At 63.6% G+C, this 14,311-nt stretch carries 11 protein-coding genes; all 11 read right to left on the minus strand.

What is annotated here, in order from left to right:
- A partial coding sequence (locus BFP89_RS00315) for a lipid II flippase MurJ (protein ID WP_065883152.1) occupies window positions 1-945 on the minus strand: 945 nt, incomplete at its 3' end.
- Entirely contained in the window at window positions 945-2,378 is a 1,434-nt protein-coding gene (locus tag BFP89_RS00320; protein ID WP_065883154.1) for an O-antigen ligase family protein, read from the minus strand. The genes BFP89_RS00315 and BFP89_RS00320, both read right to left, overlap by 1 nt.
- The gene (locus BFP89_RS00325) at window positions 2,375-3,478 is read right to left on the minus strand and encodes a glycosyltransferase family 4 protein (RefSeq protein WP_065883155.1); all 1,104 of its coding nucleotides are present in this window, start codon (window positions 3,476-3,478) and stop codon (window positions 2,375-2,377) included. Before BFP89_RS00325 ends, BFP89_RS00320 begins: the two co-directional genes overlap by 4 nt.
- Entirely contained in the window at window positions 3,469-4,686 is a 1,218-nt protein-coding gene (locus BFP89_RS00330) for a glycosyltransferase family 4 protein (RefSeq protein WP_065883156.1), read from the minus strand. The genes BFP89_RS00325 and BFP89_RS00330 overlap by 10 nt, the downstream gene beginning before the upstream one ends.
- Before the next feature lie 8 nt (window positions 4,687-4,694).
- The gene (locus BFP89_RS00335; protein WP_065883157.1) at window positions 4,695-6,023 is read right to left on the minus strand and encodes a cellulase family glycosylhydrolase; all 1,329 of its coding nucleotides are present in this window, start codon (window positions 6,021-6,023) and stop codon (window positions 4,695-4,697) included.
- Entirely contained in the window at window positions 6,013-7,203 is a 1,191-nt protein-coding gene (locus BFP89_RS00340) for a glycosyltransferase (RefSeq protein WP_065883158.1), read from the minus strand. Before BFP89_RS00340 ends, BFP89_RS00335 begins: the two co-directional genes overlap by 11 nt.
- A complete protein-coding gene (locus BFP89_RS00345; protein ID WP_065883160.1) occupies window positions 7,203-9,194 on the minus strand; it encodes a GumC family protein in 1,992 nt (663 codons plus the stop codon). The genes BFP89_RS00340 and BFP89_RS00345 overlap by 1 nt, the downstream gene beginning before the upstream one ends.
- A 14-nt stretch (window positions 9,195-9,208) precedes the next feature.
- A complete protein-coding gene (locus tag BFP89_RS00350; protein ID WP_065883162.1) occupies window positions 9,209-9,985 on the minus strand; it encodes a polysaccharide biosynthesis/export family protein in 777 nt (258 codons plus the stop codon).
- Between the two features lie 29 nt (window positions 9,986-10,014).
- Window positions 10,015-10,926, minus strand: coding sequence for a glycosyltransferase family 2 protein (locus BFP89_RS00355; protein WP_065883164.1), 912 nt, complete (start codon window positions 10,924-10,926; stop codon window positions 10,015-10,017).
- A gap of 1 nt (window position 10,927) precedes the next feature.
- A complete protein-coding gene (locus BFP89_RS00360) occupies window positions 10,928-12,388 on the minus strand; it encodes a mannose-1-phosphate guanylyltransferase/mannose-6-phosphate isomerase (RefSeq protein WP_065883166.1) in 1,461 nt (486 codons plus the stop codon).
- The gene (locus BFP89_RS00365) at window positions 12,388-13,827 is read right to left on the minus strand and encodes an undecaprenyl-phosphate glucose phosphotransferase (protein ID WP_065883167.1); all 1,440 of its coding nucleotides are present in this window, start codon (window positions 13,825-13,827) and stop codon (window positions 12,388-12,390) included. The genes BFP89_RS00360 and BFP89_RS00365 overlap by 1 nt, the downstream gene beginning before the upstream one ends.
- Window positions 13,828-14,311 lie beyond the last annotated feature (484 nt).

The raw sequence follows: 14,311 nt of genomic DNA on the forward strand, positions 1-14,311 counted from the left end.
GCTCGGCGCCGCCGCCACCAGGCCGACGCCGGCCGGCAAGGTCAGCACGCTGGCGGTTTCCAGGCCACGCTTGAGCAGGGCCAGGCGTTCATCGCCCTGACGCCGGCTCATCATGCCCAGCAGCACTTGATTGAGGCTCATCAGCGCAATCAGCGGCAGGTTCATCAGCTTGCGTGCCAGGTTGACCCAGGTCACCGCGCCTTCCCCCAGCAGCGATGCCACCAGACGCTCGATCAACGCCAGGCCCTGACTGGCACCGTTGCTCAGCAACAGAGGACCGATGCGTTGGCCCAGCTCGCGCAAGGGCGCGAGCGACAGCTGCATGCGCCAGGGTCGCCAGCCCTGGCGCCAGATCGACGGCAGCAACGCCAATGGCATCAACGCGCTGCCGACCAGGCACGCCAGCGCGAGGCTGTGGGGCTGGCTGGCGGTGCCTGCCAACGCGAGGTACGTCACCGGCGGCAGGTTGAACAGCAGCGAGCCCAACCCCGCCAGCACAAACCGCTCGCTGGCCTGCAACGGCACGCTGAACAGTGCATGCAGCATCAGGCCCGGTACACACCAGGCCACGATCTGCAGATTGCTCGCGGCCAGGTCCGTGGCGCCGGCGGCCAGCCCGGGGCCGAGCACCTGCACCAGCCAGGGCGCCAACAGCATCAGCAATAGGCTGGTGAGCAGGGCGATCAGCATCAAGGCCGGGAACAGCACCGCCAGCCAGTCCAGGCGTTCGCTGTCTTTGCGTTGCAGATACAGCGGCAACGCGGCGGCACTCAATACGCCACCGGCCAGCGACATGCGCAGCGCCTCGGGCAGGAACAAGGCGATCAGGAACGCATCACTGCGCTCGCCCGCGCCCCAGGCCGCCACCAGCAACCACTCACGCGCAAACCCCAGGCACAGACCCAACAGGGTCGCCACGGTCAGCCATACGGCGGAGCCGAGCATCAGGGCCGCGCGCCATCAAGCATCGGTTTTTGATACAGCACCGCCTTGACCTGGGGCAGGCGCGCCGGGAACAAGCGGCGCGCCTCCAGCACGTTAATCCCTACCATCAGCCAGAACAGCGCCACCATCACCACGGCAAAGCTGAAGTAGTGGTCAAACAAACCGCTGACCAGCGCCGACAGAATCCCGGCCGTGCTGCCCAGCCACAGCGCATTGTCCTTGGTCAGGCGGATCGGGCCTTTTTCCGGCCGCGCTTCCCGCCACCAGCGCACGGTGACCGCGATAAACAACAGCATGCCGACCACGCCGGTCTTGTAGATGAAGTTCAGCCACAGGTTGGAGATGCCCAGCAAGTGCGTGTCCGGTACCGGCGGGTCGACCTTGAAACCGATGCCGAACGGGTACGCCGCCACGGCCTGCGGGAACATGCGGTACTCGTCGAAACGCACTTCGGTACTGGCGTTGCTCGACGAAAAAATCGTCCCCAGGCGCTCCTGCAACGGCGGATACGCCATGACCAGCGCCACGGTCAGCGCCGCGCCGATCATCAGCAGGCGTCCGGTGTAAGGCACGCGCCGGCCGGCCAGCCATATCAGCACCAGCGCCAGGCTGACCATCGCTCCCCGGCTGCTGGCCAGCAGCAGCGCCGCGGCCCCCAGGCACGCCACGCCCAGGCCCAGCGCGCGTTTCCAACCCTGTTCGGTCATGCCGTAGCAGAAGGCCAGGGGCAGAAGCAGTGCCATGATCCCGCCGATGGCATTCGGGTGCATCCACGGCGAACCCATGCGCGACGACATGGCTTCCAGGCCGAATTTCAACATGTCGAAGTTGCCGTAATTGAGCAGCGCCAGGATCGGCGCAATCCCCGCCCCGGAGCGCGTGCGCACGAACACCGCGATCGACATCACCAGCATCGCCAGGGTGCCCAGCAGCAGGGCGATCACCAGGCTTTCGCGGCGCTTGTAGTCCACCAGCAACTTGGCCGTGAGAAACACCCCCGACAAATTCAGCAACCAGCGCAGCCAGTTTGCCACGCCGCTGCTTTCGGCGTGGATGCTGACTTGGCCGACAATGAACGGGAACACACTGAACAGCATCAGCCACAACAGCGCCTGGTCGGTGGGGCGGCGGGCCAGGCGCGGCGCATCCGGCAGGCGTGACAGAAAACTGTGCCACAGCACCGCGCCCCAGGTCAGTGCAAGAATCGCTTCGCACACCGTACTGCGGATGCCCAGGTTGAGCGTGGAGTAGGGCATGAAGGTCGCGACCAGCGCGAACAGCAACAAGCCCCAGAAGGGAAAGCGCAGGATCGTCACGGCCGCCGCCAGGCCAATCACGGCGAGGAACGCCTTGGCCGGTGACAGCGCCAGGGCGACCACGCCAAACAGCACGCCGAGGAGGATAGCGACGAGGCTTGCCAGGGAGAGTCTCATTTCAGTTCCTCGATCAGTTCGGCCAGGCGCTGACGATAGGCGTGTTGATTGAAACGTGCGGCCCATTGGCGATGGTCTTCGGGTGTGCCTTCATCGCCGCGCTCACCCAGGCTCAGCATCAGCTGCACCAGGGCAGGGCCGTCGGTGGGCGAAAAGCGCGGTGCCGCCGGCGGGGTGATTTCGTCCAGCGAGGTGCCGCTGGCCACGGCCACGGGGGTGCCGACGCTCAGCGCTTCAATCACCGGCAAACCGAAACCCTCGGCGTAGGACGGTTGCCACACACGTGACGCCTGGCGGTACAGCCCGTGCAACTCGGCATCAGAGACGCCACTCAGCGCATGAATGCCCGCCAGCGTGCGCTGGGCTTCGGGCAAATGCTCCAGGCTGCCCACCAGCACCAGTTCCGGCACGTTGACGGACAGGCGCCGCGCCTGTTGCCAGGCATCCACCAGGAACGGCACGTTCTTGCGCAATTCACGGGTGCCCACCAGCAGCCAGAAGCCCTTGGGCAATGGGCGCGCCGACAGGTCCGCCGCCGGCTCGTGGAAACCGTTCACCTGATTGGGCAGCACGCGAATCTTGCCCGCGGCTTGGGGAAACAACCGCGCGGTTTCGTCGGCGCTGTACTGGGAGGGTGTCCACACCCGGTCGGCGCTGCGTACCGCATAGGCAATCGACAGGCGATCGGTGGTCTTGTACACCAATGCCTTCAGGCGATTGGCGTGGTAGTTGTCCAGGGTGATCTGGAACAGGTCGTGCAGCAGCACCACGGTTCGCAATCCCTTGGGCCTGGGCGGCAACGGCAGGCCCATATTGAAGGTGCTGATGTACAGGTCGATGTGCTGTTCGCGCAGGACGCGGGGTAAAAAACCGGCTTCGAAGCGCAGGCGATTGTGCGGCTGGTGCATCGCCGTTTTCGCGCAGCCCCAGGCCGGGCAGTGCGCCTGCAAGCGTGTTTCATCGCCCAGGGGCGCCACGGTAAAGCGCTCCAGTTCCAGGTCCGGCAAGCTGCGCAGGGCGCTTTCCAGCGCATACACCTGGCGACTGATGCCCGATTGCGGGGAGGTGCCGACGGTGCGGTAATCCAGGCCTACACGCATGCGGGCTCCTTTTGATTGAGCGGCAACAGGGTGGCGTACACCTGCTCCAGTTGGCTGGCGGCAACGCTCCAGTCGTGGGCCCGCCGCACATAGGCGCGACCGGCTTCACCCATGGGCGCGGCGATTTCGGGCGACTGCAACAGGCGCACCACGGCGTCCGCCAGGCCGGCGGCGGTTTGCCCGCCGAGGTAATCCAGGCCGTCCACCAGGTCCAGGCCCGACACCCCCTGTTCGGTGCTGGCCAGGGGCAGGCCGGCGGCCAGCGCTTCGAGCACCTTGAGCTTGGAACCACCACCATGGCGCAACGGCGCGAGAAACACCGAACAGGTCGATTGCAGGCTCAACAGGTCTGGCACAAAGCCTTGCCATTCGATGCGCGGGTCCTGCCAGCGTTCGCGCCAACTGGCGGGCATGCCGAAGCCGCACACGCTCATGCGCGCGTCAGGACAGTGTTCCCAGACTTTGGGCAGGATTTCATCCAGCGCCCATTCGATGGCATCCACATTGGGCGCGTACTCATAGTTGCCCAGGAACAGCACGCGGCGGGTCGACGGGTCAGGACGGGCAGCGGCGAAGTGATCGCAGTCCACGCCATTGACCACCACCGGCACCGGTTTGCCGGCGATTTTTTCCAGCACCTGCGCATCGCTGTCGGTGACCGCCACCACCTGGGTGGCCTGGCGCATCACGCGACGCTCCCAGCGCGTGTAGCGCCATTGGTCATAGCGAATAAATGGCAGCGCCCAACGTGGCAAGCGGTCGTAGGTGGCCGCGCCAAGGGCCGACTCGACGTTGTGTTCGGTCAGCACGAAGGGTTGGGATTTACGCACCAGCGCGTCTTCGTAAGGCTGGAAGGTGTAAGTGTGCTCGACTTGCACCACGTCCCAGTGTTCGTTGAGCAGTTGGTTGAACCGGTCCTGCAGCGCTCCCGACAGGCCGTTGACGCTGGCCAGCAACGGGTAAGGCGCAAACAGGCCGGCCGCCAGGGTTTTCACGCTGCGCAGCGGGCGGCGCGGCAGGATGATCAATTGCTCGAGAAACGCCTCCAGCACCTGGCGATCGGTCAGCGACACCGGCTGCTTGTCGTGCAGCAGCAAGGTGATTCGGTGCCCACGTGCGGCCAGGCTGCGCAGCAAGTGGAACTGGCGCGTCTTGCCGCCGCTGGTGGCGGGCCAGGGCGAGTAGGGCAGGATCCATAAAATGCGCATGGCGGGCTTCAATCCCATAACAGAATTTGCAGGTTCGACTTGACCGGGACAGTCACCCCGTCGGTGCCGCTCACCGGTGTCTGGGTGCCGCGCAACGGGTCATACAGCGTGGCGCTGGCGAGGTTCGGCAAGTGCGCGTTGCCGCCACCGGCCGACCAGAAAAACCACAACTTGCGCCCATCGGCGCGGGTCCAGCCGATGCTGAACAGGCCGTCGGGCAGTTGGTCGGCGGTGGGCGGGTCGCCGGGGGTCAGTTGCGGGCCACTGACGTCGAGGAAATTTTTCAACGCGGTGTAGACCGGCTTGGGCTTGGCGTCGATATCGAGCAAGCCGTAGGCGCGGTCGCGCGCACTGGCGCGCTGATCCAGGTCGCTCAGGGTAAACAGGAAAATCTTGTCGAAATCCAGCGCGCTCATCAGCGCCAGGCGGCGTATCACATAATCGGCCTGGCTCTGTTGGCTGATGATGTCCTGGGCTTCCTTGGGCCCGAGGTAGTTCGACCAGCCCCACTCGGTGCTCCACAGGGTTTTCACGCCGCTGTTTCTCAGCTTCTGGTTGAGCGCGCTGGTCTTGGCCACGAAGTCGAGGTTGGCCGGGTCGTTGCCTTCGGGCAGTTGCGTATACGGGTGATAGGACATGACGGTGTTCAGGCTCGGCACGCCGAGGGCATCGAGCGCGTCAAGCATGGTCTGGCCGTTGGGCATTTCGCTGAAAAACGCCATGCCGGCGGCCACCACCGGTTTGTTCGGGGCGACGGCGCGCAATGCGGCGGCGGTGGTGCTCAGCAACCTGGCATAACCGTCCGGGTCCGCCGCCGGGCGCCAGAAGCCCAGCAGGTTCGGCTCGTTCCACACCTGCCAGGCGTCGACGCTGGGGTAGCGCTGGGCCAACAGCGCCATGCGCAGCGCAAACACATTCGGGTCTCGCGGCGGATACTGGTCCTGATACGGCGCACCCGCCGGCGCGGTGGTGATAAACGGCGCCGAGCCGACCAGGTAAAACACCGACTTGAGCTGGTTGTCTTTAAGCTTGGTCACCAACTGGTCCAGGGTCGCCACCTGGTATTGGTCGGCGACGGGCTCCAACTGGTCCCAATGCAGGTCCAGGCGCACCCATTCCAGGCCCAGGTCCTTGAGGCGGTCGATCTGCAATTGGTAGCGCTCGGGGCTGAACCACAGGAACTGCGCGTTCACACCGAGGAAGTCCTTCCACACCACCACCTTGTTGCCTTTGAGCACGTGGTTCTCGGCGTCGGCCGGGCGCCCCCAGATAAAGGCGGTCACGCCGAGGACGGCGACCAGCGCAAGGGTGGCGAAATACGTCCGTTTACGCGCCATACGGGGCTCCCGCAGTTGCCTGTTCGAAGAGTTGCTTGAAGTGCTGCGCCGTCAGCGGCCACAAGCGTTCGCGGCCGATGGCCCCGGCGCGTTCGGCCCAGTCCCGGGCCAGGGTCGGTGTACGGGCCAGGCGCAACAACTGCTCGCCCAGCGCGGCCACATCGCCTTCGGGATAGATCGCGCCGTTACCGCTGGCGACTTCCTCGGCAAACGCCCGCGCATCGGAGGTAATCGCTCCACGCCCGCACGCGGCGGCCCAGGACAGCGCGCCACTGGTGCCGCGCTGGCGGCCGAGCAGGCCGAGTTTTTTCGATTCGCGATACGGCAGCACCATCACATGGTGGGCCTGGATCGTCTGGGCAATGTCGCCAGCCGGCAGGTTCAGCCGCCAATCGATGACGCCTGCCAGGCCGAGGTCGGCGATCTGGCGGTTCAACTGCTCCAGGTAATCACCGCCCGCGCCAAACGCCATTTCGGCGGCAGTGCCACCGGCCAGGGTCAGGCGCACACGGTCACGCAATTGTGGGGCTTGCTTGAAGACGGCGGCCAGGGCCTGCAACAAGTCTTCAATGCCTTTGCCACGGTAGATAAAACCGAAATACAGCAGGTGCAGCGTGTCCAGCGGCGGCAGGGCCACGGCTGGAATCGACAGGTTGGCGTGATGGATAACCGCCACCTTACCGGCCGGCAGTTGCATGCGCTGGCTGAGGCAATCGGCGCCCAGGCGCGTCAGGGTGATCAGCCGCGTCAGGCCCCGCGCGACCTGGCGTTCTTCACGCAGGGTCAGCGGGTCTGCCAGCACCACTGCCGCCTGCGGCAACGGGCTGGGCAGGCGCGCCAGCAGGTTGAGCGGGAAGGGCAGGCGCTCGCGCCGCCACACGATGCGCTCGGGGTCATGCACGGTGGCCGTCAGCGGCAGGTCCGGGTAGGCCTTGCGCAACTCGCGCAAGGCCAGGAACTCTCCCAGGCGCCCGCCGCCCAGCTCGGCGTGGACCAGGTCCACGCTGCGCCAGTCGAACGCGGCAACGGCCTGCCTGATCGTCGCGCTCGAGCCTTCCACGCCGCTCAACGGTGTCAGCACCGTCACGCCCAGTTGCTCCAATGCCGTCTTGAAATGGTTCGCATAGTCGGCGATCCCGTTTTTTTCCGGCGGCAAGGGTGCAAGCAGGGCGATGCGCATCAGAACGCCCCCCGGTATTTGCCGATGGTGCGCAGCACCTTGGCCGGCACTTCGAACTTGCGCCGGTTGATGATGATGCCATCGACTTTGCCGAACGCCGTATTGAGGATCGACAGCGCGTGCTCCACCACCGGCACCGTGCTCTTGCGGGCTTCGACCACCAGCGCGATCAGGTCGGCGCGCAGCAGGTTGACGAAGGCATCGCGGTTGTCCAGCAGCGCCGAGGCGTCCAGCAGCACCACTTCGCCTGGCGCCGCAGGATCAGCGCCGCCGATGCGCACGGTGATGCCGTTTTCCAGGAGCAGTTGACGCAGTTGCTCCACCACGAAGGTCACCCCTTCACCGTGGCGCGCCGAGGTCAGCCCGAGGGTCAGGCCGCGTTCGGCCACGCGGTCCAGCTGCAGCAGGCCGTACAACCGGTAAATGCTCGCATTGAACGCATTGGTGCCTTGCGCGGTGCTGGTGTCCAGCTCCGGCAACGTGGTCCACAGCGGCAGGCCGAACTTGCGTTCCACCAGGCCGCCATCGTGAATGCGCTGGTCGAGCAGGTAGCACAGGTAGACCACCAGCAGGCCGACGACGATGGCGAACGGGATCGCCAGCAACAGCATCAGCAGGGTTTTGGGGAAGATGCGGCCCGGGTTCAGGGTGGCTTCCTCGATCACCGCAATGTTGCTGATCTGGCTGTTATCCAACTCACGGTCGATGCGCGATTTCTCCAGGTTGTCCACGTACAGCGCGTAGTTGCGCTCGGTGGCGCCCAGTTCACGGGACAGGCGCGCCAGTTCCGGTTCAATCTCCAGCGCTTCCTTGCGTTGCGCCTCGAGGTTGACCAGTTGCTTCTGCTGTTGCACCAGCTGGGTACGCAGCGCCAGGTTGTTGCTGGACTCGTCGAGCAGCACACGCTGCAAGTGGATTTCCAGGGTGTTCGGTGCGCGGTTTTCCGAACTTTGCACGGTGTTGCTTTCACTCGCGACCTGGACCCGCATCGCCTGAATCGACGCATCCAGTGCTTTGACCGGCGGCGCGTTATCGGTGTAGGTGCGCATCATGTCGGCTTTTTCCAGCAGCTTCTGGTTGAGCAGACGACGCAAATCCTGTTGCTGCGGGTTCAGCGCAATCTGGCGAACCGTGGTCACTTCCTTGGGTTGGGTCTTGAGCTGGGTGCGCGTGCTCGCAATGGCGCTGTCGGACGAAGCGATCAAGCGCGTGGTGTTGAAGGTTTCACCGCGCAACACGTTGATGCGCTCGGACAAATCCTCCAGGCGATCGGTGATGCTCGCCGCGCCGATGCGGTTCAATTGGGCAAGGATCTGCTCCTTGTAGCTCTTGATCTCGGTGGCGCTGTTGGACACCTGGCCTTCATAGAAGACGTACAGGCTCTTGCGCCCCAGGGCCTGGGTGCGTTCGTTGATGTAGATCTCGACCCAACTCTTGACCACCGCCTGGGCGATTTGCGGGTCGCTCCACTTGAAGCTGATGTCCATCACCGTGGAGCCGGCCGCGTGGCTGACTTCGAAGTTCTTCTCCAGGCCCGCGGCGAGGCGCTCCACCGGCGTGGTCCGTTCAATCACGCCCACGGTTTCCAACACCACGCGCACCCCATCGAACACTGCGCCGATGCCGTTTTTGACGTAGTACTTGGTGCGTTGCCAGACGCCTTCGGGCGGCGGCAATTTGTCGATGACTTCCAGGTAATGCTCGGCCACCGCCCGTACGATCGGGCGCCCGGTGAGCAGGCGTTCCTCATCGACGATCGGGTCGCGCTGGGTGCTGGGCATCACCAGCGCCTGGCGATTGCTGATCTCGATCGGCAGCGTCGAATCACGCCCCGGCTTGACCAGCAGGCGCGCGGTGGATTCGAACTTGGCCGGCAGCAGGAACGCCCCCAGCAGAATGATCACCAGCGCCGCGATGGCCGCCAGCTTGAACTCATGCCGGAAGATGAAGAACAGGCGCAGAAGATCGCGAAAAGAACGGATCTCGATCATGGGATGTCGCTCCTTTAGTTACTGCCGCCGCTGGTTCGGGTGTAGTTGTAGCCAACCCCGATCGACTTGGTGAATGGGATCAGTTGGTTCAGGTAGGTATCCACGCCCTGGATGCGCTCGCCCACATTGGATTTGGGCACGAACACCACGTCACCGCGTTGCAGGGGCACTTGTTTGCGTCCGTTGGGGCCGGTCTTGAGGTATTGGCTGAAGTCCAGGAAGTAGGCGCGATAGACGCCCTGGGTATCTTCGCGCAGCAGCGCGACCATGCTCGCATTGCCCGCCGGGTTCACCCCGCCCGCGCCGATAATGGCTTGCTCCAGGGTGTTGGCCACTGCGATCGACACCGAGGTCGGGTTGTTCACCGCGCCGCCGACAATGATCGAATTGGCCGGCGCCTGGTTGATGTTCACCGTCACCCGCGGCTCGCGATACACCGGCGTGAGCTTGTTGGTCAGTTCGTTCGCCACTTCCGTCGGCGTGCGTCGGGCCACCTGGATCGGGCCCAGGAACGGGTAGTTGATCTTGCCGTCGCTTTGCACCGTGTACAGCGTCAGCTCGTAGATCGTACTGACGTTGAACGCCGACAGCGTCGGCATTTCCCCGGCATCGCGCACGATACGCAACTGATCGCCGATGCGGATGCGTTCCACCGCCGGCGGCAGTTGGGCAAGCTGGTCGAGCGCGCGCTTGCCGTCCTCGACCGTCTTGTCGTCGGGCGCAACGATGCGCGCGGGCGTATTGCAGGCGGCCAGGGCCATCATGGCCAGGACGAGCAGGGTTCGTTTCATCAAATAGGACTTCCTGTAGGTCATGATGCTCACCTCCAATAACCGGGGAACATGCTGATGCGCCGCTTGAGGGCGAGGGGTAGCCGGCGTTCCTGCTGGCCCAGCCGATAGCCGAGCAACTTGAACGCGCTGCGCACCAGCACTTCGGGTACGCGGTGCCAGGCACCGGCTGCGCGCAATGCCGCGAGTTCAGCCAGTACATAGCGTTTACCTTCACCGCCGGCATCGCCAAAGGCCTGGCGTATCCACGGTTCGCGACCGTAGAACACGCCAATGTCGAAGTAGCGGTGAAACTCGTCCATGAGTCGGTAATCGTGGGAGTGGTACACCTGCGCGGAGGCCGCGTAGCGCACGGTGTAACCTTCGATCAGCAGACGTGCCGCGACGTAGGCGTCTTCGCTGCCGATCACATCGGCGGGGAAGCCGCCCACGGCGTGCAGGGCGCTGCGCCGGTAGACGGAAAACGAATCGGAGCTGAAACAGGTCTTGATCCCCAGTTCCGGCGCATCGGCCAGGCGCTTGCTGCGGCTTTGGGCCGGGTAATTGAAGTGACGCGACTGCGCGCCCAGCACACCGGCATCCGGATGCGGCAACTGGCGCCCGTAGGCCACGCCGTTGAGCGGGTCCTGCTGCAATTCCGCGAGCAGGTTGGCGAAGGTTTCCGGGGTGGCGGGGATGGCGTCCTGGGTCATCACGATCAGTGCGTCACCGCTCACTTGCTCGCTGGCCCAGCGCCGCGTGCCGCCATGATTGAAGGTGCGCGCGTCGATCACCTCGACCCGCGCACCGTAGTCGCGAAAGCGCGCCACGGTGTCATCGCTGGAGGCGCTGTCGACCACCAGCATTTCGTCCGGCTGCAGGGTTTGCATCTTCAGTGCAGGCAGCAGCCGCGCCAGGTGGCTGGAGGCGTTACGGGTCGGGATGATCAACGAAGTGCGCATGTCATTTCTTCACGTCGGCAGGCGCACGCCCGTAGATGTCATCGAACCGCACGATGTCGTCTTCGCCCAGGTACTCGCCGCTCTGCACCTCGATCATCACCAGGTCGATGATGCCGGGGTTGGTCAGGCGGTGTTTGTGCCCGGCCGGTATATAGGTGGATTCGTTGGCGTTGATCAGGAACTCGCGCTCGCCATTGGTGATCTGCGCCGCGCCGCTGACCACCACCCAGTGCTCGCTGCGGTGGTGGTGCATTTGCAGCGACAACGACGCCTGGGGCTTGACCACGATGCGCTTGATCTTGAAGCGGCTGCTTTCCTCCAGCACCGTGTAGGTGCCCCACGGCCGGGTGACGGTGCGGTGCAGGCTGAAGGCCGGATGATTCTGGCGCTTGAGCTCGGCCACGATGTAGCGCACGTCCTGGCTGCGGTTGGCATCGGCGATCAGCAGGGCGTCGGGGGTGTCGACGATGATCAGGTCACGCACGCCGACCGCACCGAGTACGCGCTTGGGCGAATCGATGTAGCAGTTGTGCACGTCATGCAGGATCGCTTCGCCATTGACCTGGTTGCCCTGGGCATCGCTGGGGGTGAGCTGGCGCAGGGCTTCCCAGGAACCGATATCGCTCCAGCCGATGTCGCACGGCACCACGGCCACTTGCTGGGACTTTTCCATCAGCGCCACATCGATGGAGATGTCCGGTGCACTGGCGAAGGCGTCGCTGTCCAGTTCGCGCTGGCGCGAGGTTTTGTTTTGCAGGTGCTGACTGTGTTCGAGGGCGGCACGTGCGGCGCTCAGCACGTCGGGCGCGTGGGTGTTCAGTTCGTCCACCAGGGTGCTGGCCTTGAAGCAGAACATGCCGGCATTCCACAGATGCTTGCCGCCGTCGAGGTAGGCTTGTGCGGTGGCCAGGTCGGGTTTTTCGACAAAGCGCCTGACCCGGTTGCCCAGGCTCAGTGCTTCGCCTTTTTCGATATAGCCGAAGCCGGTTTCCGGGTGGTCGGGCTGGATGCCGAAGGTCACCAGATAGCCGGCCTCGGCCAGTTCGCGGGCCTGGGTCACGGCCTCGGCGAACGCGCTTTCATCAAGCACCAGGTGGTCGGCGGGCATCACCAGCAGTTGCGCCTCGCCACCGAAATGTTCCTGCACATGCAGCGCCGCCACGGCGATGGCCGCAGCGGTATTGCGCCCGAACGGTTCGAGCAGCAGGTCCAGGGGCAGATGGGCCTTGTTGACGCTGCGGTAGTCGTCCAGGGTGCGAAACAGCAGGTCGCGGTTGGTCACCGTGAGCACGCTTTCCACACCGGGCAGGCGGGCGGCGCGCTGGAAGGTTTTCTGCAGCAGGCTCTGGCCGTCGCGCATGCGCATGAACGGCTTGGGCATGTTCTGCCGGGACACCGGCCACAAGCGGGTGCCCGAACCACCGGAAATGATGCAGGGAATCAATCCGTTGAGTGTATTCATCAATAGACTTCCTTGGTGGAAAGGACGGCCGGGACCGTCATGAAAACGATGTACAAGTCAAACCACACCGACCATTTGGAGATGTACTCCAGGTCGTACTCGACGCGTTTCTGGATTTTGAACAGGGTATCGGTTTCGCCCCGGTAGCCGTTGATCTGCGCCCAGCCGGTAATGCCCGGCTTGACCCGGTGCCGCGAGCTGTATTCGCTGACCGCCACCTCAAAGGCAACGCCTGCCGCCTTGGTTGCGGTGGCGTGGGGGCGCGGGCCGACCATGGACATGTTGCCCAGCAGTACGTTGAACAATTGCGGCAGCTCGTCGATGCTGGTTTTGCGGATGATGCGCCCGACCCGGGTGATGCGCGGGTCCTGACGGGTGGTCTGGCGTTCGGCGGTAAAGTCGCTTTGGTCGGTGAACATCGAGCGGAACTTGAACACACGGATTTCATTATCGTTGTAGCCGTAGCGGTTCTGGCGAAAAAGAATCGGACCCTTGGAATCGAGCTTGATGGCGATCGCCGTCAACAGCATCACCGGCGACAGCACCACCAGGGCGACGCTGGCCAGCAGCAAATCTTCGCAGCGCTTGATAACGGGCGACCAGCCGCGCAGCGGTAACTGCGAAGTATTGAACATCAGGATGCCGCCCACATCGGTAATGCGGCTGTGGCCGTAGCGCAGGGCGGCCATGTCCGGCACCAGCATGACGTTCACCGACATCTGCCGCAGGCGGTTGACCAACCCGTGAATACGCTGCTCGGCGGCCCACGGCAGGCAGATCATCACTTGGTTCACTTGCTCGGCGCGGATCAGCTTTTCCAGGTCGCGGGTATTGCCCAGCAAAGGCAGGTTGCTGAGTTCCTTGGGAATGCGTTCGGTGCGGTCGTCGATAAAGCCGATCAGGCCGGAGCGGATATCGCCATTGCGTTGCAGGTGGTCGGCGACATGTATGGCGGTATCGGTGAAGCCCAGAATCACCGTGCGCTGCAGGAATTTGCCCTTGCGCATCAGGCTGCGGTACAGGCGCAGCATCAGCAGGCGCTCCAGGCAGAACAGTGCGAGGCTGGCGAAATACCAGGCCACCAGGTTGCGTGGGGTCAACTGTGGGAAGAATTGCAGGATCTGGTACATGAACAGCAGGATGCAGAACGCCGCCGACCATGCCACGATTTTCGTGCGCAGGCGCAAGCGGTTGCTGAACAGTTCTTCGGAATAGATCCCCAGGGCCTGGAACAGAATGATCGTCAACACCGCGAAAAACAGCAACAGCCCGAGGAAGTGCGAGCGCATCTCGGGGTCCATCGGGTCGAGGACAAACGCCAGGAACAGTGGTGGGAAAATGGCGCTCAGTCCGTGGACCAATTTGACAAAAACAATAAAAAACTCAACGAACCCGGCCCGGGTCAGGAACAAGCTGACGACAGATGACTTCTCGCGCATACCAACATCCCTCATTGCATACCAGGTTCTTTGCGCGACTGATGGACCCAGTCGCCCGCGAGCTACATCTGGTTAAAACACAACCGTTCATTCACGTGGAGACATCCAAATGAATGTAATTTGGCGGAGGAAGTGGCTGAAAGAGTTTCTATTCTGGCGTAGTCAATAAATTGACCATAAGGCGAGGATGGTATTTTATGCATCCTGATTGGTCCTTTGTATGACATTACTTTGACGTTCCTTGTGCTTTGTACTCGGGATAGCACTGTGATTTTGAGTGTAGGAACAAATGTCAGAATTTTCCTGTCCGTCAGGAAAGCTTTTTTTTGACGGGAGGGGAAAATGGGGACGCCGAGGGGCGGCTGCATCAGGCAGTCACCCTCGGAGAAGGGGAGGAGTCAGAAGGTGCATTGAATGCAGTAAGCGTCTCAACCGCCGCCGCGAATCCAGGCATTGAAACGCGGACACTGTGGGAGGGGGCTTG

The sequence above is a fragment of the Pseudomonas sp. 31 R 17 genome, assembly GCF_900004915.1.
In the GTDB taxonomy this organism is placed as follows: domain Bacteria; phylum Pseudomonadota; class Gammaproteobacteria; order Pseudomonadales; family Pseudomonadaceae; genus Aquipseudomonas; species Aquipseudomonas orientalis_A.